We start from the raw sequence: 24,838 nt of genomic DNA, 5'->3' as shown, positions 1-24,838 counted from the left end.
CACGATATTCATATATTCTCAAAATTATAATTTGTATAAAAAACCTTAAGTATTGGATGATAAATCTGACTTAAAGGTTTTTTACTATGTCCAAAATTAAATATAATTTCGAATAAAAACAAAACTAGGAGGCAAATCTCCGATTCAATATCGAAAACTTGCTTCCTAGAAAATTTAATAACGTGTCCAACATTAAGATTTCACATTACTAACTGCTTTTTTATTTATAGATTATTTTTTCAAGTCTCTTAATGTAAATATAATTCATTCAGATATTTTATATCTTCTTTTTCTGAATTAATTACTACCAAAGAATCCAATAATTCCATTTGTAAATGTGGATATGACGATAACACCAAATAACCAACGTTTGACTAATTTATACATTTTGTAGTGAATTTTATTTTCACTATTAAAGATTCAGTATCATTATTTCTAAAAATCAGATTTATATTGTTAATTTCAGCAAAAATAATTAGAATAAGATTAAAAAATTATTACATACAAAAAGGCCGAGATGAATCAGATTCATCTCGGCCTTTTAATATTAAAATTTATTGTTTAAAACTTAATCCTACCAGTAGTTATGTGAGTTACGGTAAGCTACAGCATTAGCAACTGAACCATAACGACTAATTGCGTATTGACGTGCAACTGCTTCTTGGTTAGCTGGTGAGTAATCACCATTTAAGTATGATGAAGATAATTGGTATTTACCAATGTATTGACCATTACGAGCGTTGTAGTTGTTACCTGATTCAACAGCAGCAATTGAATCTAATGAACCATCATTGTTTGCAGCAGCTGAATTATTAGTAGTAGCTGTTTTTGCAGGAGCAGCAGCTTGGGCTGGTTTTGCAACTGCCTGAGTTGTTTGTTGTTTTTGTACTGGTTGAGCAGCTGGTTTTACAGTTTGAGCTGGTTGTGCTGCAGGAGTTGTTGTTGCTGGTTTTGCAGCTTGTTGAGTTTGAACTGGTTGAGCAGCTGGTTGTGCTTGTTGTACTGGAGCAGCAGCTTGGGCTGGCTTAGCTTGTTCAGCTGGTTGTGCTGCAGGAGTTGTTGTTGCTGGCTTTGCAGCTTGTTGAGTTTGAACTGGTTGTGCTTGTTGTACTGGAGCTTTAACAGTAGCAGGTGCAGTTTGAGCACTTGATGCAGCTACTTGAACATCACCATCATTACCAATGATAAATGTTTCACCAGCATAAATTCTGTTAATATCTTGAATTTTGTTAGCTTCTTGTAAGCTTTGGATTGAAACATTGTAAGTTTTAGCAATCTTTGAAAGTGTATCACCTGATTGAACAGTTACTTTAGTTGAAGCGTTAGCACTGTTTGCTCCGGCAAATAAAACACCCAATGATACAGCACTTAATGCAACGATAGACTTAAGACCTTTTGACTTCATATATATATTACTCTCCTTTTTGAATTCTTCTTATTTATTTAATTTTTAATTTGATGTTGATTTCGTCAATCAATCAACAATACCCATGTTAAAGGCTCTACATTACAAACAGATTACAGACAGTTTAAAAAAAAACGCGTTTTTGTAATTATGTAATACAGAGTACACATTTTGTAACTTAACTCAGAATTAAGCTGCATTTTGCAACAAAAAACGTGTTTAAGTTCAATTTAAGAACCTAAACACGCAATTCATATTATTCCGATTTTAATGCTATTGCTTGAAATGGTGCTAATTTCTCAACGTTTGTCGGATAATCAGCAGGATTTGACAGTGAATCAACAATCACTTTACCCATGAATTGCTGTCCTAAATCAACTACTTGATTGTTTAAATTAACTAAAATGGTTATTTTTTGTGCTTGATAATTACGCTCATAACCAATGATATCTTTATCCGCCAACGAAAGTGGTTGTAAATTTCCTTCTACAAATAAAGACTTATATTGTGGATTTTGTCTAATTTGCAAAATTCTCTTGTAAAAATTCAAAATAGAATTTGGATCAGTTTCTTCATTATATACATTGATTCCAGCACGATGATTTCCAGGAGCAAGCCAAGGTGCATGGGTTGAAAAGCCAGCAGTCTCACTGTCATCCCATTGCATTGGAACTCTGGCGTTATCTCGTGAGCGCCAATTAACAAATTTTAGTGCCTCTTTATCAGAGTACCCATTGTTTAATGCACGTTGATAGTTATTTAATGAAGAAACATCATTAAATTGATCAATACTAGTCCGTTCAAAGTTCTTCATTCCTAGTTCTTGACCTTGATAAATGATTGGAACACCTGGTAAAAAGAAATACATTGTCGCCAATGCTTTGGCAGCTGTTGGTGTTCTACTGTTTGGATCTTGAATGAATTTCGTCAATGCCCGATTTTGGTCATGATTTTCAATCACATTTGCAAAATTACCATTTGCTTCTTGAATTGATTGTTGACTTGAAAACATTGTGTGGGCTAGGTCAGCTACTTGCCAATCATTTTTCCGATACCATTCATTCGGATCAGCCACATCAATATTCAAATAACTAAAATCAAAAATCATCGAGAAATAGCCATTTGGTCCGACAAATTCAGACAAATTTTCGGGTTTAACTCCATAGGCTTCTCCAATTGTAACTGCATTATACTTTGCAAAAGTTTCGTCACGTAATTCACGTAAAAACTTACCAAGACCTGGACGATTAAGTCCTTTTCGTTCTACATTAACCAAACCATCACGTCCATCAGCAGGCAGACTAGACCAATCTAAATCTTTTTTCAATTGTGTAATGGCATCCAGTCGGAATCCGGCGATACCTTTTTCTAGCCACCAGTTGATAATTTTATACATAGCCTGACGCAATTCGGGATTTTCCCAATTTAAATCTGGTTGTTCAGCTGCAAAAGTATGGAAATAATATGTTCCTGGTTCGCCTGGAACTGGAGTCCATGTTGACCCACCAAATGTCCCTCGCCAATTATTTGGAGCTTTTCCGTCATTTGTATGTTTAAAAATGTAATAATCACGATATTTACTTTGAGGATCATGTAAAGCAGCTTGAAACCAGGCATTTTGATCAGAAGTATGGTTGGCAACCAAATCCATAATAATCTTAATTCCTCGGTCACGAGCCTTGCTAATTAATTCATCAACATCATCCATAGTCCCAAAAACAGGGTCGATTTGTTGATAATCAGTAATATCGTAACCCATGTCAACCATCGGTGATTTATAGATTGGTGAAATCCAAATCGCTGTTATTCCTAATCCCTGGATATAATCCAAACGCGAAATGATTCCTTGGATATCACCAATTCCATCGCCATTTGAATCCTGAAATGAACGTGGATAAATTTGATAAATCACTTCATCCTTCCACCAATACTTATTATCCTGTGGTATAGCTTGAACCGTTGTCTCATTTTGCTTTGACATGTTGACCTCCTTTATTTGTGATAATTTAGTTAGATTATCATTCTAACAAAAAACAACTGCAATTTTAATGAAAAATAGCCATCAATTAAAATTAAACAGTTGTTTTTTGCCCCCATCTTAACACGTTATAAGATAGCGGTTACATTTAGACGATTCAAGGGAACAAACCCCTTTTATTATGTTAGAATTTGGTATACTCTTTAGTATGTATAGAATTTTATAAAAGGAGTGAACGTTATGGCAACTGAAACACCAACACGAGCATTATTTATGCTTTTCGGCGGTACTGGCGACCTTGCATTGCGGAAGTTGTACCCAGCTATCTTTAATCTTTACAAAAAAGGTAGTTTGAGTAAACATTTTGCCTTAGTAGGTCTCTCTCGAAAAGAACTAACTGATGACGAATTTAGAGCAAAAATTATTGATTCTATTGCATCAGAAACAGATGACCAGGCACAAGCTGAAGAATTTGCAAGCCACTTCTACTGGAAGTCACATAATGTAAATAACCTTGATCATTATGCAGAATTACGTAAAATTGCTGATGACCTTGATAAAAAATACGAACTAGAAGGTAACCGTATTTTCTACGTTTCTATGGCCCCTCAATTTTTTGGCATTGTTGCCCAAAACTTAAAAGATCAACGTGTTTTATCTGAAAATGGTGGTTTCAACCGTTTAGTAATTGAAAAACCATTTGGCCGCGACTACGAGTCAGCTAAAAAATTAAACGATGAATTAACGAGTGCTTTTAATGAAAATCAAATTTACCGAATTGATCATTATTTAGGTAAAGAAACAACTCAGGCAATTCCTGTTATTCGTTTTGGCAATCCAATCATCGAATCAGTATGGAATCAAAACTTCATTAAAAATGTGCAGGTAACTCTTGCTGAAAGCTTAGGTGTTGAAGATCGAGCTGGATATTATGATACAGCTGGTGCTCTTCGTGACATGATACAAAACCATGCTCTCCAAATTGTTAGCTATTTAGCAATGGAAGAACCCAATACTTTTGTTGATACAGAGATTCGAAAAGAAAAAGTTAAAGCATTGGAAAGTATGGAAATTTACGATGCTGAAGGTGTAAAGCAAAACTTCGTTCGTGGGCAATACGGCGCAGGCGATGGCTCTCCAGCCTATCGTGACGAACCAGGAGTTCCAAAGGATTCTAATAATGACACTTATGCTGCTGGAAAGATTGTTTTCAATAATCCACGTTGGGGACAAACACCTTTCTATGTTCGCTCTGGTAAAAAATTAGCTGCTAAACAAGGTCGAATTGACATTGAATTCAAGAAGCCACTAGTTGATATTTTTGCTAAGGGAACTAAACAACCTCAAGAATTACAATCAAATGTCCTATCATTATTGATTGATCCCAAAGTGGGAATTGTCTTAAATATCAATACCAAAAATTCTGAACAAGGTTTCCATACTGAAACTGTTGATTTGGATTACGTTCAATCACCAGAACGAGCTGCTGAAGTGCCTCTTCCATATGAACGTCTTTTCCATGACATCTTAAATGGTGATGGAACTTACTTTGCTAGCTGGCCAGAAGTAGCTGCTGCTTGGAAATTCGTTGATCCTATTCAACATCTTTGGGATACTACTCAACCAGATTTCCCTAACTACAAACCAGGTTCGATGGGTCCTAAGGCGGCTGATGAACTCTTGGCTCGTGATGGAAACTCTTGGTATTACCCTAACGTTAGATAATAAAGCGTTTTCAAAAAATGGGTGAATCTATTTCACAATTTTAAAATGTAATGATAAACTATGTATGTATTAGAAATACAAAACATGTATACAAAAAGGAAGGTATATTATGGCTGACAAAAAAGCAAACATCGGAGTTGTTGGTATGGCTGTTATGGGTAAAAACCTTGCCCTTAACATTGAAAGCCGCGGTTACACCGTAGCTATCTACAACCGTAGCGCATCAAAGACCGAACAAGTAATGAAGGATCATGCTGACAAACATTTGATCCCTGCATATAATCTTAAAGATTTTGTTGAATCAATTGAAAAACCACGTACTATCTTAATGATGGTTAAAGCTGGTAAACCAACTGACGCAGTTATTAATGAAATTCTTCCACTTCTTGATAAGGGTGATACTCTTATTGATGGTGGTAACACTAACTTCCATGACACAATGGCAAGAAACGAAGAACTTGCTAAGTCTGGTGTTAACTTCATCGGAATGGGTGTATCTGGTGGTGAACTTGGTGCCTTACAAGGTCCTTCACTTATGCCTGGTGGTCAAAAAGAAGCTTATGACCGTGTAGCACCTATCTTAGAAAAGATTGCTGCAAAAGCTGAAGATGGCAAACCATGTGTTGTTTACATCGGCCCTAACGGTGCTGGTCACTATGTAAAAATGGTTCATAATGGTATCGAATATGGTGACGAAGAGTTAATTGACGAAAGTTACAACATTCTTAGAAATGCTGCTGGCTACTCAGTTGACGACCTTGCTAAAATCTTCAAAGATTGGAACAAAGGCGAACTTAACAGTTACTTAATCGAAATTACTGCTGACATCTTAACTAGAAAAGATGATCTTGGCGACGACAAGAACAAACCTATCGTTGATGCAATTCTTGACCGTGGTGCTAACAAAGGTACTGGTAAATGGTCTTCAGAAGATGCTCTTGATGAAGGTGCTCCTCAATCAGTTATTACTGAATCAGTTTACGCACGTTTCGTTTCAATGTTAAAAGACGAACGTGTTGCTGCATCTAAAGTACTTCATGGCCCATCTAAAGAACCTAAGTTTGGTAGCGATGATATTGTTGAAGATGTACGTCAAGCATTATACTTCGGTAAAATCATGAGTTACGCTCAAGGTTTCGAACAAATGCGTATGGCTTCAGATAACCATGACTGGAACCTTAAGTATGGCGAATTAGCTCAAATCTGGCGTGAAGGATGTATCATCCGTGCTCAATTCTTAGACGAAATTACTAAAGCCTTTGAAAAGAACCCTGATCTTAAGAACTTGTTAATGGACCCATTCTTTGGTGACATTGCTAACAAGTACCAAGACTCAGCTCGTCGAGTTGTAGCTTTTGCTACTGAATATGGTATTCCAGTTCCTTCATTGGCAGCTGCTGTTTCATACTTTGATTCATACCGTTCAGAAGTTCTTCCCGCTAACTTATTACAAGCTCAACGTGATTACTTCGGTGCTCATACTTATGAACGTACTGACCGTCCAGGTAACTTCCATTACCCATGGTACGAAGAACAATAAAAATTATTCTATCAAGAATATAAAAAAGAATCGACATATGTCGATTCTTTTTTATTTGGGATAATTATCATACTAATTTTTCATATAATGGAAGTAAAATCTTCAACGCTTCTTGCAAATCAACATCAAGTTCTCTTGTCTCAAAACGCTTATCACCACGTTTGATTTTGATGCCGATTAACACATCTAATGCTTTAACTTTTTTAAATTGTTCCACAACTTCAGCATATTTAGTTATAGGCATTGTTTGGTTAATCATATGATTCTGGCTAAGGACAAAGTAGTTTGGTAATTGATCAACTATTCTTCTTAGAGCTTTCAATTTAGGATAAATTACATCCGTTTGCTTAGGTTTCATGTTACTTTCAACCGCTAAATATAAATAGAGATTGTCACGCCAAAATCCAAGCTCAAAATGAGGAAGCATTTTATATCCTCGTTTATTAATCGAAAAAGCAACCCAAGTAGTATCAGGAGCATTAGTAGTCCGCATCCGATGTTTGGCAATGTGGGCAAACCACTTTTCACCCGTTGCTGTCTCCAAAATTTTTATCATTGGAACTGCCATTTTTTCAAATTTTGGATCAATGATTGCTCTAATTTTATCCATCCGTCCCGCTAACGTGGGATCATTAAAAACTAAAAAATCAGAATCAGTAAACATTTTTACACCTCGTATCATTAAAATCAAAGTTGCAATGGTTAATAACCATAGTAATTCTACCACTTTAAGTATTCCCTATTTACAAACTAAACTTTTCCGCGTACATTATAATTGTAGTAAACTAAAAGTAGTAAATAAGAAGGGAAGTCAAACCAATGACTGACAAAGAACATAAAGTTTACAATAACTATTTCTTTAATGAATCCGCTTATGATTATCACGATGGCGGCTATATTCCATTAGAAGTATCCGACGCGCCCGAAAGCAAATTAAATATTCCCGAAGTGCTGAAACCCGATAAGGAAACTGAAACTGATACTTGGTACACAGTTGAAGCACAACCAGGTGAAACTCAAATTCTACCTGGCAAAAAAACTAAAACTTGGGGCTATAATCAAAGTCTCCTAGGTAAAACAATTATTTATGAAAGTGGTAAAAACTACCACGTTACTTTAAAAAACACTTTGCCAGAATTAACTACTTTTCACTGGCATGGTCTTGATGTTCCCGGTCCTTATGTTGATGGTGGATGTCATGCCCCAGTCTTTCCTGGCAAACCTAGTGAAATCAACTTTAAAGTCGACCAGCCCGCTGCCACGTTATGGCTACACGCTCATCCATGTCCATTAACTGGATGGGATGTTTGGCACGGTTTAGCTGCTCCCGTAATTGTTAAAGACCAGGAAGAAGCCAAATTACCATTACCACGTAACTATGGGGTAGATGATATTCCTGTTATTTTACAAGATCGAACATTTGATGAAAATAATCAATGGAATTATGACAAAGATTACGATCCCGATGGAACTGAAGGAAAAACTGCCTTGATCAACGGAACAGTTAACCCTTATTTTGATGTTACAACTCAAAAAGTTCGGCTTCGTTTCTTAGATGGTTCTAATCGTCGTGAATGGCGTTTACATTTAAGTGATGACATGGTAATGATTCAAGTAGCATCTGATGGTGGTATTTTGCCAGAACCAGTTTACATGACTAAACTCATGATTACTTGTGCTGAACGTGCTGAAGTAGTCTTAGACTTTGGTAAATATAAACCTGGCGACGAAGTTACTCTTTATTCAGATGACACCCCAATTTTAAAATTCAAAATTCATGAATTTGCTCCTGACAACACCGAAATTCCAAATCAACTTACCAAGATTGATTATCCTGAAGTTGATCCAGATGCTCCAGTTCACCAAGTAGTAATGTCTGGAACGGATGAAGAAGTAGAAATTAATGGTAAAAAATTCGGTATGATGCGAATTGATGATCGACAGGAACTTGGCAAGACAGAATATTGGGATATTACCAATACTAATGATTGTTGTGGAGGAATGATTCACCCTTATCATACTCACGGTGGTCAATTTAAGGTAGTCTCTCGTAATGGAAAAGCTCCTTATCCAAATGAACATGGCTACAAAGATACCATCGGCGTAAATGCCGGTGAAACGGTTCGAGTTAAAATGCGGTTTAACTATCCTGGAATCTTTATGTATCATTGTCATATCATTGAACACGAAGATGGCGGGATGATGGCTCAGCTGCAAGTTTGGACTAAAGATGATCCACATAAAAAATATAAATTAATGGATATGAAGACTTTATTGGATGCTCTTGCTGAAGAACGTCATTGTCTTCCAGACCAACTTGTCATTAAAAGTATGGAATCATACAAAAAAATGGGCATGGATATGTGTTAATAAATTAATTATTAAAGTTGTTCTCAATCAAGGTTGAGAGCAACTTTTTTTGCTTTAGTTTTAGAATATCTAACATAAAATATCGGTGCATGATAAAATTAAAAGTATAATAAAAATTCAAATATAATTTATGAATATTTAAAGGGGAACAAGTATGGCACAAAAAAATGATCGTAAAATGGTACGGGGATTAAAAAATCGACATATTCAGTTGATTGCTCTCGGTGGAACCATTGGAACTGGATTGTTCTTAGGATCTGGTGAATCTATTAGTTTAACCGGACCTTCTATTTTATTAGCATATACCATCACTGGAGTAATTTGTTTCTTAATCATGCGAGCCTTAGGTACTTTATTATTATCTGATTTAGAAGCTAACTCGTTTATTGAACCAATTGCTCACTTTTTAGGAACCACTACTGGTTTTGTTGCTGGTTGGACGTATTGGATGTGTTGGATTATTGGGGCAATTGCCGAGGTTACGGCAGCGGGAATCTATATTAATTTTTGGTTTCCAAACATTCCGTCTTGGCTAACCGGTCTAGTAATCTTATGTTTGATTTATGCTCTAAATACGATTAACGTGGCAGCGTATGGTGAAACCGAATTCTGGTTTGCTTTAATTAAAGTGGTGGCCATCGTAGCTATTATTGCAATTGGGGTAGTTTTAGTATTAATCAACTATAAAACTCCAACTGGACATGCCTCAGTCAGCAATTTATACAGCCACAAGTTCTTTGGACATGGTTGGCAAGGGTTTGCTCTTTCATTCCAAATGGTTGTTTTCTCACTGACTGGTGTTGAAATGATTGGAATGACTGCGGGAGAAACCAAAGATCCCGTTCATGTCATTCCTAAGGCTATTGATGCAGTTCCTTTCAGAATCATTTTATTCTATATTGGGGCTTTAGCTGCCATCATGTGTGTAATTCCTTGGCAATCTATTTCTCCAGATGCTAGTCCTTTCGTAGCAGTCTTTAAAAATATTGGTATTACTGGTGCAGCCGGTATAGTTAACTTCGTAGTTTTAACCGCCGCTACATCTGCTTGTAACTCATCAATTTATACAACAGGACGAATGTTGTTTTCCTTAACTAACGGAAGTGATAATAAATTCGCTAACAAATTAGGAACTCTTTCCAAACGTCGAATTCCACAAAACGCAATTACTTTTTCTATCTTGGTAGTTGGAATTGCTACATTATTAAATGTGATTATTCCAAAAGGTGTCTTCGTGTTTATCGCTAGTATCTCAACTACCCTCTTTTTGTTTATGTGGGCGCTCATTATTTTAGCGCAAATGAAATATCGCAAACAAGTTGATAAAGATGGCACAGCTGATAAATTGATTTTCAAAATGCCACTATATCCTTTCTCAAGTTATTTAGTATTAGTATTTCTAGTTTTTGTAGCAATTGTATTGTTATTTAAAACCAGTTCCTTGATCGCCCTGATTGGTTCGCTAATTTGGATTGGATCATTATACTTTGTTCAGATTCGTAGAAATAAGCGAAAAGCTGCTTTAAAATAAATAAAAATTACACCAGTTTACCATCTAATAAATCCATACAAATAATTTACCTTAAAAAAGACGTTACTATACAAAACACCTTCTTAGAAAATTTCTAAGAAGGTGTTTTATTATAATAAAATCACAATAAATAATTTTTTTTTAATTATCCTTGATCATTGTGTAATTGTGGATCAGCAGGTTTAACTTTAGGAATTCCACCCATAGCTTCTGGATTTTCTTGATAAGTGAACTTTTCTCCATCTTTAGCAACTTGACCTTCAAAGGCACGTGATCCTTCACCATCAGAGAAATTCATTAGAACGTGGCTAAACTCACTATGTTCGATATCTTTCATGTCACCAGGAACAACTACACCATATTTTTCTTCAAGTTCTTCCTGTGCTTTCATAAATTGTAATTGATGTTGGGTTTCACGAGCAAGTAAAAATTTAAGCATATCACGAACGCCTTCGTCTTCAGTCATTGAGTAAAGGCGGCTTACTTGTAATCTTGCTTCTGATTCTCGAACTACATTAAATCTCATATCAGCAACCAAGTTCCCACTTGAAGTAGTATAACCGGCATTCCAAGCAACTCCATTAGGATTATTTAAACTAGCATTTAGTCCGTGAACTAATGCATGTTCCGGATCCATTCCAGCCATCGTTGCAGCTAGGGAAGGATCTTGTTTCAATGTTTCTTTATTTTTATAAAATGGAGCATCTTCTAATAGATAACCAATCATAGTTGATATCATTTCAATGTGAGCAAGTTCTTCAGTTCCAGTGTCTAACAATAAATCTTTATACTTTTCGTCACCAGTTGATGCCCAACCTTGAGAAAGATAAGATAGCATACCGGTTGTTTCGCCCCATTGTCCACCAAGAGCTTCTTGCAAACGTCTTGCCATAATTGGATCTGGACGATCAGGTTTGGCATTGTATTGTAGTTTTCTTGTGTGTTTAAACATAAAGATACCTCTTTCATAAATTAATAGATAATAACCAAAATACATGTATTTTGTAAAACATTATTGCGTACAATTAAATATATCATATAAGGCTTAATTATCATAGTAAAATATTTCATTTTTGAAATATAATACGGATTATTTATTTTATTGAGGTAAAATTCCAACCAATCATTCTAAATTTCTAGTGCAGCATCTTTAAATAAAATAAGCCTAAAAATGGTGGATTTTCTTTACTTAAATGTTCTAATAGTTAATTAATCAGTTTTTCCAAAATATTTCCGTGCCAATCGTTGTTCGGTTCCATCCCGACGAAGTTCTGCGATTGCCCAATTTAATTTGTGGCGTAGAGTCTTATCTTCTTTTCGAACTCCTACTGCCATTTCATCAGGTGGGAAAGTTGTTTTCACAATTCTTAACGGAATGGTTTGCTGATTGTGTGATAAATAATACCGAGCATAATCTTCGTCAATTAGAACTGCATCCAATCGTTTAACTTTGACATCATTAATTGCCTTGTCAAAAGTATCATACTGAATTGGCTTACTGGTTAAATATTGTTTCAAAGCCCTGGGATCTTGTTGAAATAAAGTGAAACCAGATGATCCGGATTGTACTCCTAGTTGTTTGCCACGCATATCTTTTGATTCATTTACTCCAGAATCCGCTCGAGTCAATAAAACTTGTCCTGTACGATGATACCCATTTGTAAAAGCAACGTGTTGCTTTCTCTCGGGCGTAACGGTGTAGCCATTCCAAATCGCATCAATATGATGCGTATTTAATTCAGTTTCTTTCATTGACCAATCAATGACTTGAAATTCTGGTTTTAATCCCAGCTTTTTACAGGCTGCCTGTGCCATTTCAACATCATAGCCAACCAACTTGTTGTGTTTATCTCGAAATCCCATTGGCACAAAAGTATCGTCAATCCCAATCTTAAGTGTCTTTTCATGTTTCAGACTGCTCCAACTATCAATACGATGGTTAAAACGATACCAAATTGTTCCAGCCACTAATATTAGTAAAACAAGAACCAAAAGATTACCAAGCAATTTTTTTCGTTTCGAAGTCATTAATGTTTCCTTTCTAACGCTCCACGTCTTTCCCAAAATCTAAAACTTCTCCAGCCAAACTTTTGGCAAAGGGTAAATCATGAGTAACTACAATCTGAGTTACGCCGCGCTGTTGGAGTTTTTGAATGACTTCGGTTACTCGTTCAGTCGCCTTTTCATCTAATCCGGAAGTAGGTTCGTCATAAGCTAATATACCTGGATTCATAGCTAATGCTCTAGCAATGGCTACTCGTTGTTTTTGTCCCCCAGAAAGCTGAAATAGATAGGAATCTTTTTTATCACTCAAGTCCAATTCAGCAAGTAACTGATTACTCTGTTTTTGATATTGAGCTGGTTGCTCTTTTTTAACAACTTTAGGAGCTAAAGTGATATTTTCTGTCACTGTATATTGGGGAAAAAGATTAAAATCCTGAAAAATAACACCCACGTCGGTACTTTTCCGTCGCGGATCTAATTCTAACTGCTTGCCATCTAAAATTATTTCTCCAGCATCGGCCGCTGTCAAACCAGCTAAAATATTTAAAAAAGTCGTTTTTCCAATTCCAGAAGGCCCGACTACAGTTAAAATCCCCCCATTGGGAACCGTTAAATTCAAATTTTGAAAGATAGTTTTCTGATTATATGTTTTCTTTAAATTTTTAATTGTTAGCATAATTTTTCCTTCCTAACGATAATAATTGAGTCGTTTTTCGATGGACCGCATTCCAACGGTTAACATAATCGTCAATAATAAATACATTGCTCCAACTAACAGATATGGAATCAAAGTAACATCTCGTGCCACTGCAATGTTTCCAGCACGCATCATATCACCAAGTCCAATTACATAAACTAAAGAGGTATCTTTTACCAAATTAATTACTTCGTTTCCAACGGATGGCATAACTGTTTTGACTACTTGGGGAAGGGTAATATAACGCAAGGTCTGCAACCGATTAAATCCTAAAACTTTAGCACCAGCATATTGTCCTTGTGCAACCGACTGCATCCCGCCACGAAAGATTTCGGCAAAGTAAGCCGCATAATTTAACACGAAAGTAAATACAGCTGCTTCAAAGCGGGGCAGGGTCACAATGTTCGCCAAACTCAAGCCATAGTACACAAACACAATTTGTAGTAACAAAGGTGTCCCTCGCATAATTGTGATGTAAACATCAACAATCCACCGAATAATGCGTAATGAAGACTTTTGTAAAATTGCAACTACTATTCCTAATGGCAACGCAAAAAGCAAAGTTAAAATAAACACACCTAGTGTCATCTTGAGCCCATCTAACAGACTCGGTAAAACTTGATAAATATAATTCATAATTAGCTCCATTTAATTCAATTTTGGAATCAAACAAAAAAGTCCCCAAGTTATCAATTAAATGACAACTTGAGGACGATTTGTTCGTGATTCCACCTCTATTTTAGATAGCATTACTACCATCTACTCAGGCACCTTACTAGTAAATAAGGCACAGCTCTTAACGGAGCAAACCGAGTAATTTCTAGAATATACTGGATCATCACGAGTGTGGTTCGCCTCAGTGAATGGTCACTTTTCAACTCCTGTGACTTTCTGTACATTCAGCATTTGGTTACTCTTTCGTTCATATCTTTGATTTGTATACTAAATTGAAATCAGAATTTTGTCAACCATTAAATTGATTTTTTTGACAAATCGTTCGTAACGTGATGAATAAAGACCAATATTAAAAATATTTAATGCAATTATTCACGAACATAAATCTATCCATAATTTACATAATACGTCTTTATCCAAAAGTTATAAGAAAATCAAAATCAAAATAATGACAGTCACAACCTGGATAGTCCCCACTCCTAAACAATAAACCATAAACTTCTTTCCTGAAGTGAAGAATTGTTTTAAATCAAGTCGGAGTCCAATTGCAGCTAACGCAGTAATTTCACACCAGCTACTAAGTGTATGAGCAGAAGTTCCAATTAAAGTGGGTAAGTGTAAACAACTATTCAAAATACAGAAAACAAAGAAACCAATTACATACCATGGAACCATGTTTCCATGACCGTTGCCACTAATCTGGGCATCTGCTTCTAGTTCATTTGCAATCTTCCTTTTGTGCATCCAGCCAAAAATCAATACTACAACCACTAACAAAATAATTCGCATAATTTTAAAGATGGTAGCAAAATCAATCGTGGACTGATTAACCATACTAGCACTTGCAATAACTTGTCCAACTGATTGAACGGTTCCGCCAATTAATGCTCCTTTTTCAACGTTGTTGGTGCCAAAAACTAAACTACCAATGATTGGAAGAGACAACATCAAAATTGTTCCTAACAGGTTAACCAATGTAATTACCATTTCTTTATCTTTGTCGTCGGCATCAATTACTGGTGAAATGGAAGCAATTGCTGATGAACCACACACAGCATTTCCACCTGCCATTAACAAATAAATTCCTTCTTTAAAATGTAAGGCTTTCCCAATCATGATTGCTCCAATAATAGTAATTGCCATTTGAATAACAATCAGTACAAATCCTTGCCATCCGACTTTAGTAATCGTTTGAAAACTAATAGTTAAACCTAGCAAAACAACCGAATATTCCAACAGAGCTTTTTCCGCATAATGAGTCCCTTTTTGTAAAACAGGCTGTTTAATAAAAGTATTGCCAAGGATAATCCCTAAAATAATAGCAATTGTCGCTCCACCTAAGTTAGGAATTATATTGGTTAATAACTGACTAACAATTGCAATTACAAATGAAACTAACAATCCAGGAATAATAACTTTAATTTTGGTCATCGATTTTCTCCTTTTTGTGATATCTTTATGACATAATTAATGATAACAACATATTTTTGATTAGAGAAATAGATAAAAAAGATAGTTATTATTGGATATATCGATAGGTGGTCAAAATGATCAAATATTTTTCAGTTTTTAAAAGTGTATATGAAACCGGCAACTTTACCAAATCATCCCAGCAATTATTTATATCACAATCAACTGTTTCTCAACAGATTAAACAGTTAGAAACTAGTTTAGGTGTGAAACTCTTTGAACGAAAAGGTAAACGTGAGATTCAGCCCACTCGGGCAGCAGTAGAATTATATAAACAAGGTCTACCGCTTTTTGAAGCAGAGCAACAATTAGCTGATAATTTAAGAAATCATGATCAGGCGCAAATCAAGTGCCAAATTGGAGTCTCTAATACAATTGCTGAAAGTCTGATTGCCGATATTTTCAAAAAATTAAAAATTCCTAAGAATGTGTCAATTACGCTGCAAATGGATAATTCGACTCAAATTGTCAAAAAAATTCAATCTCATGAATATCAATTTGGATTTATTGAAAAACCGCTAGTGACTCCTGGTTTAGAACGTCAGGCATTTTTTCAGGACCAACTAGTTCGTGCTGGTAATCTCAAAAGTGATTTATGGCTACTTCGGGAATCAGGTTCAGGAGTTCGTCACTTTACGGATCAATACCTTAAGCAAAATAATTTAAAACCACAACATTCAATGACATTAGCCAACAATGAATTGATTTTACAGTTTTTACAAGCTGGTATTGGTCAGTCGATTATCTCAAAGTTAGTACTTCCGAATCATGTTCCCAGCGTTAAATTAGATGCCGGCTTTCAGCGTTCATTTTATTTTGTATCTGCTATTGAATATCAAGCTGCTGAATTAAATAATCTTAAACAACAAATTAAAGTTAGTTTGTTGACCCAATTTTAGCTAAATAATTGAATATTAAATCAATTTACTATTTAAAAAGTATCATCATAAAAACTATTATTTTTTCAGTTTTTATGATGATACTTTTTTATTTGATTTTTAATCCAAAAATAACATTGACTTTTTCATTTTATATAAATATAATTTATATTAATCTTATTTATATAAAATGGAGGCTAAAATGAGAATCAAAAAATCAAGTATTATATTATTTGCAATGTGTATTGGAATTTTCATCGTAATGTTAGATACAACTATTATGAATATTGCATTACCTGAAATTCAGATTAGTTTACATACTAACCTGACTAATATTTCCTGGGCTTTGAACGCGTATACAATCATTTTTGCAGCAACTTGTATTCCATTAGGTAGATTAGCTAACATTTATGGTAAAAAAATATTTTATCTTACTGCTTTATTAATTTTTGTAATCGGATCGCTTATTAGTGGAATGAGTCAAAATATCGAAATTTTAATATTTGGGAGAATTTTACAAAGTCTAGGAGCTGCCATTCTGTTTCCACTTAGTATGGATTTAGGCATCTCAACTCAGGTAGATGAAAATAAAAATCAAGCAACTCTTTTTATGGGAATTACTCAAGGTGCTGCTGCAGCATTAGGGCCAACCATTGGTGGTTTTATTACTGAATATCTTGGTTGGCGCTCTATTTTTCTAATTAACATTCCAATTGGCTTAGTTTCTCTTTTGATTTGCTGGATTTATCTACCTAAACATATTGAAAAAGAAAATAATAAAATTGATTGGATTGGATCTTCATTAACTATAATTGGTCTGTTTTCCTTAACTATGGCGTTAATTCAAATTCGTTTTTGGGGATTTGATTATCGAATTTTGTTGTTAACCATTATTTTTGTGATCTCAGCATTTCTTTTCTACCTATGGGAAAAGAATACCAATGTTCCTATGATTGATTTCAAATTATTTAGAAATAGTAATTTTAATTTGTCAGCTATTTCAACCTTAGTTGGACAATTTTTATTAGTTGGTTTTATGGTTATCATGCCAACTTTTTTTACAAATTTGTTTAACAAAACAGCTTTTGAATCAGCATTATTAATCACTCCAGCTAGTATAATGATTTTTATTTTATCTCCAATGGCTGGTCTTCTAATCAGCAAAATAAATTCAAAGTATTTATTGTCATTAGGCTTTATTAGCTTAGGATTAGGATATTTAGGATTCTCAATGCTGAATAATTCAATAAATTATCCTTTATATTTATGCTCCTGTTGTTTAGTTGGTGCTGGATATGGTTTGTTAGTAGGACCAATTAGTGTATTATCAACTGCTGAATTCAAGGGTAATCAACTAACGACTTCGCAAAGTGTAATTGGGGTTCTTCGTCAACTTGGGACGGTTCTAGCTGTTGCAATTTTTATTAGTTGCCTAAACTTCAATTTAGAATCTGCCAAAAAGCAATCAATGAAAGATATGCATAATCAAATTAATAAAATTCATGCTTCAAATTCAATTAAAAATGATATCATCCAAAAAAACCAAAATCGACTTAATGAACAACCAAAAACTCAAACTGCAAAAGATCAATCTGCTATAATTATGAATAATAAAACGAAAATAATTAAGCAAAAATATCAACATTATTTAGTTACTAATCATTTACCAACTAATCTACCAATTTCGATTCAAACTAAAATAAAACAACAAATTTCTAAATTAGTTATTAATCGTTTACTAATAATTGTTACAATCGTTAAAAGCCTCCAAAAGAATATTAAGCAATATTATGTTAAAGCATTTACTCATCTATATTTATATGTTGCCCCATTTGCTTTTATTCTTGCAATTTTAGTATTCTTTTTACCAATTAAACCACTTAATTTAAGGAGAAAGAACCATGAAAAGTGACGATATTATTCTTGGAATTTTAAATGAAAAACCAGCGACTGGATATGAAATCAAAGAAAAATTTTCATCAATTTTTAGTAATTTTTATAACGCTTCTTTTGGTAGTATTTACCCTATTTTGCATAAACTAACTAACGCTGGGAAAGTAGTATTTAAAATTGTTGAACAAAATGGAAAGCCTGACAAAAAAATTTATTCAATTACTGATAGCGGGAGAAAAGATTTTGCTGAATATTTACACACTCCAGTAGAGCCAAGGAAAATTAAATCTGATTTCATGGTGCACCTTTTTTACAGTGGTGATTTATCTAAAACTGAACGAGAAAATCTAATTAAAACGGAAATCAACGAACAATTAAATGGAATTAAAGAATTACAGACTTTACGAAAAAATTTAAATCTATCTGAAATCACGAAATATCAACTGTTTACATTAGATTTAGGGATTAAGCAACGTAAATTAATGCTTAAGGAGTTAGAAAATTTGATATAAATCTTTTATGAAACAATAATTTTTAAACTACACACTCTTTATATTAATAACTCTTGCTTGTCGCTATCAATTTTATTGAATGTATTTTCATTAAATCTTCTGAATCTGTGTTTTCAACAATTTTAGCTACTAAAAATAAGTTTTAAAAAACAGCTCCCGTCTGAAATTTTTCAGACAGAAGCTGTTTTTAATTATATTTATTCTTTGCCATAATAATTTTCAGGCACACGAACTAAATCATGTTCTACTAATTTTTCTGCAATTTGCACAGTATTAGCAGCCGCACCTTTTAGCAAGTTATCTGCAACAACCCACATGTTATAACTGCCACGATTTTCTGGATCCTCACGAACTCGACCCACAAAAGTCTCAGTATGACCTTCAGCATTAATTGGTTGTGGATATAATTGCTGGGCTGGATCATCTTGTAAGACTAATCCGTCTCCATTCTTGATTAATTCTTGTACTTTAGCAGTGTCTAATTTGCTATTATCTTCCACTTCAAAGAAAACTGATTCACCATGACCAATCACAACTGGAACTCGCACACAAGTTGCATTAACTTTGATAGCATCCGAGTTCATATCGCCTGCCATAATCTTCTTGGTTTCATGAACCATTTTCCATTCTTCATGAGTTGAACCATCTTCTTCAAACACGTCAATTTGGGGTAACAAATTAAAAGCTAAAGGATAATGATGTTTTTCCCCTTTGACAGGGAAAATATTTGCAGTCATTTTTTCACCGTCTAGATGTTGTTGTGCTTCATCATCTAATTCTTGAATAGCAGTTTGACCAGCACCAGAACCAGCTTGATATGTAGATACAATAACTTGTTTTAAACCAGCTGCTTTCTTGATTGGTTGCAACGCAACTACCATCTGAATGGTAGAACAGTTAGGATTAGCGATAATTCCTTTATGATCGTAAACTGCTTGTTCGTTAACTTCAGGCACAACCAATGGAACTTCAGGATCCATACGAAAGGCACTAGTATTATCAACTGCCACAGCTCCACGTTTAACTGCTTCGGGCAAAAATTTCTTCGAAACAGCTCCACCAGCAGATGCGAGTACGATATCAACATCATCAAAAGATTCCGGAGTGGTTTCTTCAACGACAATATCTTTACCATCATATTGTAAAACTTTACCACTTGAACGTTTTGAAGCCAATAATTTCACTTGATTGACTGGAATTGACGATTGTTCCAATTGTTCAATCATTCTTGTTCCAACTGCACCGGTGGCACCTAAAATTGCTACATTATATTTTTTCATTACTATCCTCTTTTATAAAACATTTTCAAGACCAACTGCAAATCCATTTAATTTATCAACATTTTTAATGGCAATGTTTAATCCATGCATGAATGATTCTCGATCAAACGAATCTTGACGAATGGTTAACGCTTCGCCTGTTCCACCGAACAATACTTGCTCATGGGCAACGTATCCTGGCAGTCGAACGGCATGAATATGAACCCCTTGATAATCAGCTCCACGGGTACCCGGCATTGTTTCAATTTCTTTTTCGTTTTTTTGACCATCTGCCTCACGTCCTTCAACAATCAGTTTAGCAGTATTAATTGCTGTCCCAGAAGGTGAATCAGCTTTATCAGCATGATGCATTTCGATAATTTCTGCATCTGGGAAATACTTGGCAGCTTGTTTAGCAAATTGCATCAACAAGACTGCTGACAAACCAAAGTTTGGGACAATTAATCCATTAACATGATTTTGTTGGGCTATTTTTTGTAATTCATTCACCGCTTGATCGCCTAAACCACTGGTTCCAATAATAGGAATCATGTGGTGTTCTAAGGCAAATTTAGCATTTTCAAATGCCCCGTCCGGTGTTGAAAAATCAACCCAGACTTGTGCATCCGTTTCAATTTCATCTAAATGATTGAAAATTTTACAGTCATTAGGTAAATCATATTTAACAGCATCCTTGGGATTAACATTTGGACTATAAACACCAACTAACTTTAAATCGGAATCAGCGGTAATCATTTTGACGGCTTTTGTGCCCATTGCCCCGCGAAACCCAGAAACTAATACTTTAACCATTGGTTGACTCCTTTTCTCCAAGTGCTTGCAATAACTTTTGTTGTTCTGCTTCTTCTAAATTAGTGATGGGTAAACGGCACCCACCTACATTCAGACCATTCCGTGACAGCATAAACTTAACTGGGGATGGAGATGGATACATAAACAAAGCCTGCATTTTTGGAGTTAAATAACGTTGTAATTGTCCGGCACGAGTTAAATCATGATCCATTGCATCAAACATTTCTCGCATTTCTGGCATATATAAGTGAGAAGCAACTGAAATAACTCCACTTCCGCCAATTGTTCGCGTAAATAATGCCTGTGGATCTTCACCTGTGTAAACAAGAAAATCAGTCGGAGTTTTTTCCACTAATTCTTCAAATTCTGGTAAAGTGCCACATTGTTTAACTCCGACAATATTAGGATATTGACTCAATTCAACAATTGTTTTAACATCCATCGTTACTCCAGTTCGTCCAGGAATATTATACATAATGATTGGTAAATCAGACGCATCAGCAACTGCTTTAAAGTGTGCCTTCATTCCAATTTGATCCGGCTTGTTATAGTAAGGAACTACGACCAAAGCAGCATCAATCCCGTCAATCTTGCTAACTTCTTGGGTAAACTCAATGGTAGCAGCTGTACTGTTACTACCAGTTCCAGCGATAATTGGTGCTCTTCCAGCTACAATCTTGACAAAGTGTTGATAAAGATCAATCTTTTCATCATGAGTTAAAGTTGGTGTTTCACCAGTTGTTCCACCAATCAAAAATCCGTTACCGCCTTCACTTAACAAGCGATCAACTAATTTTTGTAAGGCATCGTAGTTAATCTGATTATGGCAATCAAACGGGGTGACTAAGGCTGTAATAATATCTGTATTTTCAAACATATTTTCTCCTAATTTTTTTCTAACATCCGATGTTGCAAGAATCCGGTAATCGCGTCAATTCCAGGTTGAATCGCATTAGTATCAGGCACCAGCTTGCTAGAATGCAACTGATTCTTGGGATCGCCAATCCCTAGCCAAAACATGGTTCCAGGAAATTTAGCTAATAGATAGCCAAAATCTTCTCCTGTCATGGCTGGTTCAGTTTCTACATAATCAACTTTTGGATTTTCTTCCATATAATTAATAAAGTCAGCTGTTAATTTGTCATTATTTTCCACCGGTAGGTAACCACCTTGGTTCAATTTCAAATCAACTTGGCAGTCATAACTGGTTTCAATTCCTTTGGCAACTGATTGAAGACGTTCATCAATATGTTCAATCATTTTCTGTGTCAGACCTCGAATCGTACCTTTTAAATGAGCTGATCCAGAAATCACATTTCTAATAGAGCCAGCATTGAATTGTCCAAAGGTAATCACACCGCCTTCAATTGGATCAACGCTTCGCGATACAATTGTCTGAACCTGATTAATAAATTGACTAGCTGCCACAATCATATCGTTAGCAAATTGTGGATAGGCTGCATGTCCTTGCGTTCCTGTAAAATCAACATCTACTTCAGTTGTTCCAGCAAACAAAGTTCCCATCCGACATCCAATCACACCAGCAGGAAGTTGAGGATTATCGTGTAACCCATAAAATTCATCCGGTTTCCATTTCCCTGTAAAAATACCGTCTTCATAAGCTAGTTTGCCGCCATTTTCGCTTTCTTCAGCCGGTTGGAAGAAAAACAACAAATTATCAGTTGGCTGATGCTGAGCGAAATACTGTAATACTCCTAAGGCAACTGTCATATGAATGTCATGTCCACAAGCATGCATTACTCCATCATGTTTTGAGGGAAAGTCTAATCCCGTATCTTCTGATACCGGTAACGCATCGATATCAGTTCGATAACCAATGGTACGTTTGGGTTTGGTTCCGTGTAATAACACTAAGATTGCAGTTGGCAATTCATTAGGAACTTGAATTTCTGCATAATCAATCGCAGCAGTTGCTTGTTTAATTTGCTTCATTAAATAGTCATGAGTCTGAAATTCATGAAGCGCTAATTCTGGAATTTGATGTAAATTTCGATAAATTTTTAATAAATCGGTTTTAACTTCTCCCATGTTTTAACCTCTTAAATCATCTTCCAATTTAGTTTTGTCAAGCGTCTTTTGGTTGACGTCTTTAATTTTTTTAGCTGGCATCCCGGCTACGACTGTGTAAGGGACTACATCTTCAGTTACTACTGCTCCAGCAGCTACTACCGCTCCTTTGCCAACATGAACACCCTCAATTACAACTGCGTTAGCTCCAACTAATACATCATCGTCAATTTGTACTGGTTGCGCGCTAGCTGGTTCAATTACTCCGGCTAATACGGCGCCAGCTCCAATATGAGAATGTTTCCCCACAATTGCACGACCACCTAAAACGGCTCCCATATCAATCATAGATTCGTCACCAATCTCAGCACCGATATTAATCAAAGCACCCATCATAATCACGGCATCCTTACCAATTTTAACTTGATCACGGATGATTGCCCCTGGTTCAATCCTGGCTGCGATGTTTTTAGTGTTTAATAATGGAACCGCAGAATTACGACCATCATTTTCAACTTCATAGTCACTAATTTCATTTTGATATTTTTCTAATAATGGTTGAATCACTTTCCAGTCACCAAAGATGACACCAGTATTGCCATTAATAAATGTTTTAACATCTTTTGGAAATTCAACGTTTGCTAAATCGCCCTTTAGATAAGCTTTTACGTTAGTTTTCTTTTCTGCGTTACCAATGTATTGAATAATTTCTTGTGCATTTAATTCAGCCATTTGATTTTCTCCTTTAAATGTCTAAGTTTTGGTCTAAATGTATCAAATCTGCAAAAGTTTCTCGTTTAATTGCTATTTGTGATTTGCCGTTTTCGACAAAGACTACTGCAGGACGTGGATTCCGATTATAGTTAGATGCCATTGAATATCCATAGGCTCCAGTTGCTAAGACCGCAATCACATCTCCAGGTTTAGTCTTTGGCAATTCAATATCCTTAATCAAAATATCGCCGGATTCACAATATTTACCAGCTAACGTAACTAGTTCAGTTTCATCATCAACTACATCGTTAGCAACAACGGCATCATATTTAGCCCCATACAAGGCAGGGCGAATATTATCGCCCATTCCACCATCAACCGCAACATATTTCCGAATATTTGGAATTGTTTTGCTGGAACCAACTCGATATAAGCTCACTCCAGCAGGACCTGAAATGGAACGACCGGGTTCAATCCACACGGCAGGAGTTTTTAAACCTAACTTTTTAGTTTCTTCCTGCATGGTAGTAATGATTTGCTGTACAAAGTCTTCAGGGCGAATAGGATGATCATCATCAGTGTACTTAATTCCAAAACCACCACCAACATTGACAATCTCAGGAGTGTAATCAAATTCATCTTTCCAATGTTTCATCAATCTCACTAATTTTTCAGTTTCGATTTTAAAACCGCTTGTTTCAAAGATCTGCGAACCGATGTGGGAATGAACCCCTTTGAGATTCATTCGCTCACTATTCAAAACTTGTTGTAAAGCTTCATCAGCTTGGCCAGTTAAAATATCAAAGCCGAATTTACTGTCTTGTTGACCAGTTTGGATAAATTCATGAGTATGGGCCGACACTGCTGGAGAAACACGGAGCATCACATCAGCTGTGGCATCTTTAGCTGCCAAAACTTCATTTAATAATTGAATTTCATAGAAATTATCTAAAATAATCATCCCCACGTGATGATCAACTGCCATTTCTAATTCTGCACGTGACTTGTTGTTCCCATGAAAACTGACATGATCCATGGGAAACCCAGCTTTAATTGCCGTATAAAGTTCTCCGCCAGAAACAATATCAGCATGTGCATCTTCTTGTTTCAAAACTTGATACATTGCGATACAAGCAAAAGTTTTACTAGCATAACTTACTGCATACTTGAGATTGTTTTTTTCAAAAACACGTTTGAAAGCACGAATTTGATCTCTAATTTTACTAACGTCATACACCTGCAGATTGGTCCCATATTCATCAGCTAATTTGGTAGCGGGTACTCCACCAATCATTAACTGGTTATTTTGAACTTCAATATCATCATGCATTTTATTTCCTCCGTAT

22 protein-coding genes are annotated in these 24,838 nt (G+C 35.4%); 7 read left to right on the top strand and 15 right to left on the bottom strand.

The genetic code is table 11. The annotated features are described in order from the left end of the window. Nucleotides 1-297: 297 nt before the first annotated feature. From AC0GLR_RS00365 to AC0GLR_RS00355, 3 genes are all read right to left on the bottom strand, one after another. Nucleotides 298-387 carry a hypothetical protein gene (locus AC0GLR_RS00365; RefSeq protein ID WP_495604854.1) on the bottom strand — a complete coding sequence of 30 codons (90 nt, stop codon included), beginning with the start codon at nt 385-387 and terminating at the stop codon, nt 298-300. Nucleotides 388-574: 187 nt separating this feature from the next. Continuing rightward, complete coding sequence (locus AC0GLR_RS00360; protein WP_495604853.1) at nt 575-1,405, bottom strand: LysM peptidoglycan-binding domain-containing protein; 831 nt, start codon at nt 1,403-1,405, stop codon at nt 575-577. Between the two features lie 256 nt (nt 1,406-1,661). Further along, entirely contained in the window at nt 1,662-3,386 is a 1,725-nt protein-coding gene (locus tag AC0GLR_RS00355) for an alpha-glucosidase (protein ID WP_495604852.1), read from the bottom strand. A 237-nt stretch (nt 3,387-3,623) separates the two neighbouring features. Here AC0GLR_RS00355 and zwf point away from each other — a divergent pair, with 237 nt between their 5' ends. Both zwf and gnd read left to right on the top strand, forming a co-directional pair. Then, nucleotides 3,624-5,108, top strand: a complete 1,485-nt coding sequence (zwf, locus tag AC0GLR_RS00350; RefSeq protein ID WP_495604851.1) for a glucose-6-phosphate dehydrogenase — start codon at nt 3,624-3,626, stop codon at nt 5,106-5,108. A 109-nt stretch (nt 5,109-5,217) separates the two neighbouring features. Further along, nucleotides 5,218-6,648 (top strand): NADP-dependent phosphogluconate dehydrogenase, encoded by a 1,431-nt coding sequence (gnd, locus tag AC0GLR_RS00345; protein WP_495604850.1) that lies wholly within the window; start codon nt 5,218-5,220, stop codon nt 6,646-6,648. Nucleotides 6,649-6,715: 67 nt separating this feature from the next. On the opposite strand, the gene AC0GLR_RS00340 is transcribed toward gnd, so the two are convergent. After that, nucleotides 6,716-7,312 (bottom strand): DUF1054 family protein, encoded by a 597-nt coding sequence (locus AC0GLR_RS00340; protein ID WP_495605388.1) that lies wholly within the window; start codon nt 7,310-7,312, stop codon nt 6,716-6,718. A gap of 155 nt (nt 7,313-7,467) precedes the next feature. Between AC0GLR_RS00340 and AC0GLR_RS00335 the strand changes: the two genes are divergently transcribed. Together AC0GLR_RS00335 and AC0GLR_RS00330 are read left to right on the top strand one after the other, a co-directional pair. After that, a complete protein-coding gene (locus AC0GLR_RS00335; protein WP_495604849.1) occupies nt 7,468-9,018 on the top strand; it encodes a multicopper oxidase family protein in 1,551 nt (516 codons plus the stop codon). A gap of 154 nt (nt 9,019-9,172) precedes the next feature. After that, the gene (locus AC0GLR_RS00330) at nt 9,173-10,549 is read left to right on the top strand and encodes an amino acid permease (RefSeq protein WP_495604848.1); all 1,377 of its coding nucleotides are present in this window, start codon (nt 9,173-9,175) and stop codon (nt 10,547-10,549) included. Between the two features lie 145 nt (nt 10,550-10,694). On the opposite strand, the gene AC0GLR_RS00325 is transcribed toward AC0GLR_RS00330, so the two are convergent. From AC0GLR_RS00325 to AC0GLR_RS00305, 5 genes are all read right to left on the bottom strand, one after another. Then, nucleotides 10,695-11,501: a manganese catalase gene (locus tag AC0GLR_RS00325; RefSeq protein WP_495604847.1), complete on the bottom strand. Its 807-nt coding sequence runs from the start codon at nt 11,499-11,501 to the stop codon at nt 10,695-10,697. 257 nt (nt 11,502-11,758) lie between these two features. Beyond that, nucleotides 11,759-12,577 (bottom strand): amino acid ABC transporter substrate-binding protein, encoded by an 819-nt coding sequence (locus AC0GLR_RS00320; RefSeq protein WP_495604846.1) that lies wholly within the window; start codon nt 12,575-12,577, stop codon nt 11,759-11,761. 13 nt (nt 12,578-12,590) lie between these two features. Beyond that, complete coding sequence (locus AC0GLR_RS00315) at nt 12,591-13,229, bottom strand: amino acid ABC transporter ATP-binding protein (protein WP_495604845.1); 639 nt, start codon at nt 13,227-13,229, stop codon at nt 12,591-12,593. A gap of 12 nt (nt 13,230-13,241) precedes the next feature. After that, nucleotides 13,242-13,886 (bottom strand): amino acid ABC transporter permease, encoded by a 645-nt coding sequence (locus AC0GLR_RS00310; RefSeq protein ID WP_495604844.1) that lies wholly within the window; start codon nt 13,884-13,886, stop codon nt 13,242-13,244. Nucleotides 13,887-14,348: 462 nt separating this feature from the next. Next, on the bottom strand, nt 14,349-15,356 hold the full coding sequence (locus AC0GLR_RS00305) for a YeiH family protein (RefSeq protein WP_495604843.1): 1,008 nt from the start codon (nt 15,354-15,356) through the stop codon (nt 14,349-14,351). 116 nt (nt 15,357-15,472) lie between these two features. On the opposite strand from AC0GLR_RS00305, the gene AC0GLR_RS00300 reads away from it, so the two are divergent. The 3 genes from AC0GLR_RS00300 (at nt 15,473) to AC0GLR_RS00290 (ending at nt 18,678) form a co-directional block, all read left to right on the top strand. Beyond that, nucleotides 15,473-16,294 (top strand): LysR family transcriptional regulator, encoded by an 822-nt coding sequence (locus tag AC0GLR_RS00300; protein ID WP_495604842.1) that lies wholly within the window; start codon nt 15,473-15,475, stop codon nt 16,292-16,294. Nucleotides 16,295-16,475: 181 nt separating this feature from the next. Further along, nucleotides 16,476-18,185, top strand: a complete 1,710-nt coding sequence (locus AC0GLR_RS00295) for an MFS transporter (protein WP_495604841.1) — start codon at nt 16,476-16,478, stop codon at nt 18,183-18,185. Beyond that, nucleotides 18,175-18,678, top strand: coding sequence for a PadR family transcriptional regulator (locus tag AC0GLR_RS00290; protein WP_495604840.1), 504 nt, complete (start codon nt 18,175-18,177; stop codon nt 18,676-18,678). Before AC0GLR_RS00295 ends, AC0GLR_RS00290 begins: the two co-directional genes overlap by 11 nt. 197 nt (nt 18,679-18,875) lie before the next feature. Here AC0GLR_RS00290 and AC0GLR_RS00285 read toward each other — a convergent pair whose 3' ends face one another. The 6 genes from AC0GLR_RS00285 to lysA are packed head-to-tail and all read right to left on the bottom strand — an operon-like array spanning nt 18,876 to nt 24,822. After that, nucleotides 18,876-19,958 carry an aspartate-semialdehyde dehydrogenase gene (locus tag AC0GLR_RS00285; RefSeq protein WP_495604839.1) on the bottom strand — a complete coding sequence of 361 codons (1,083 nt, stop codon included), beginning with the start codon at nt 19,956-19,958 and terminating at the stop codon, nt 18,876-18,878. Nucleotides 19,959-19,970: 12 nt separating this feature from the next. After that, nucleotides 19,971-20,750: a 4-hydroxy-tetrahydrodipicolinate reductase gene (gene dapB, locus AC0GLR_RS00280; RefSeq protein WP_495604838.1), complete on the bottom strand. Its 780-nt coding sequence runs from the start codon at nt 20,748-20,750 to the stop codon at nt 19,971-19,973. Beyond that, nucleotides 20,743-21,627, bottom strand: a complete 885-nt coding sequence (gene dapA / locus AC0GLR_RS00275) for a 4-hydroxy-tetrahydrodipicolinate synthase (protein ID WP_495604837.1) — start codon at nt 21,625-21,627, stop codon at nt 20,743-20,745. Before dapA ends, dapB begins: the two co-directional genes overlap by 8 nt. 8 nt (nt 21,628-21,635) lie before the next feature. After that, entirely contained in the window at nt 21,636-22,799 is a 1,164-nt protein-coding gene (locus AC0GLR_RS00270) for an N-acetyldiaminopimelate deacetylase (protein WP_495604836.1), read from the bottom strand. A 3-nt stretch (nt 22,800-22,802) separates the two neighbouring features. Further along, on the bottom strand, nt 22,803-23,510 hold the full coding sequence (gene dapD, locus AC0GLR_RS00265; protein WP_495604835.1) for a 2,3,4,5-tetrahydropyridine-2,6-dicarboxylate N-acetyltransferase: 708 nt from the start codon (nt 23,508-23,510) through the stop codon (nt 22,803-22,805). Nucleotides 23,511-23,523: 13 nt separating this feature from the next. Next, nucleotides 23,524-24,822 (bottom strand): diaminopimelate decarboxylase, encoded by a 1,299-nt coding sequence (gene lysA / locus AC0GLR_RS00260; protein ID WP_495604834.1) that lies wholly within the window; start codon nt 24,820-24,822, stop codon nt 23,524-23,526. Between the last annotated feature and the right edge of the window lie 16 nt (nt 24,823-24,838).

The sequence above is a fragment of the Fructilactobacillus sp. YLN 2412 genome (assembly GCF_059488745.1).
This window is presented reverse-complemented; position numbering and strand designations above follow the sequence as displayed.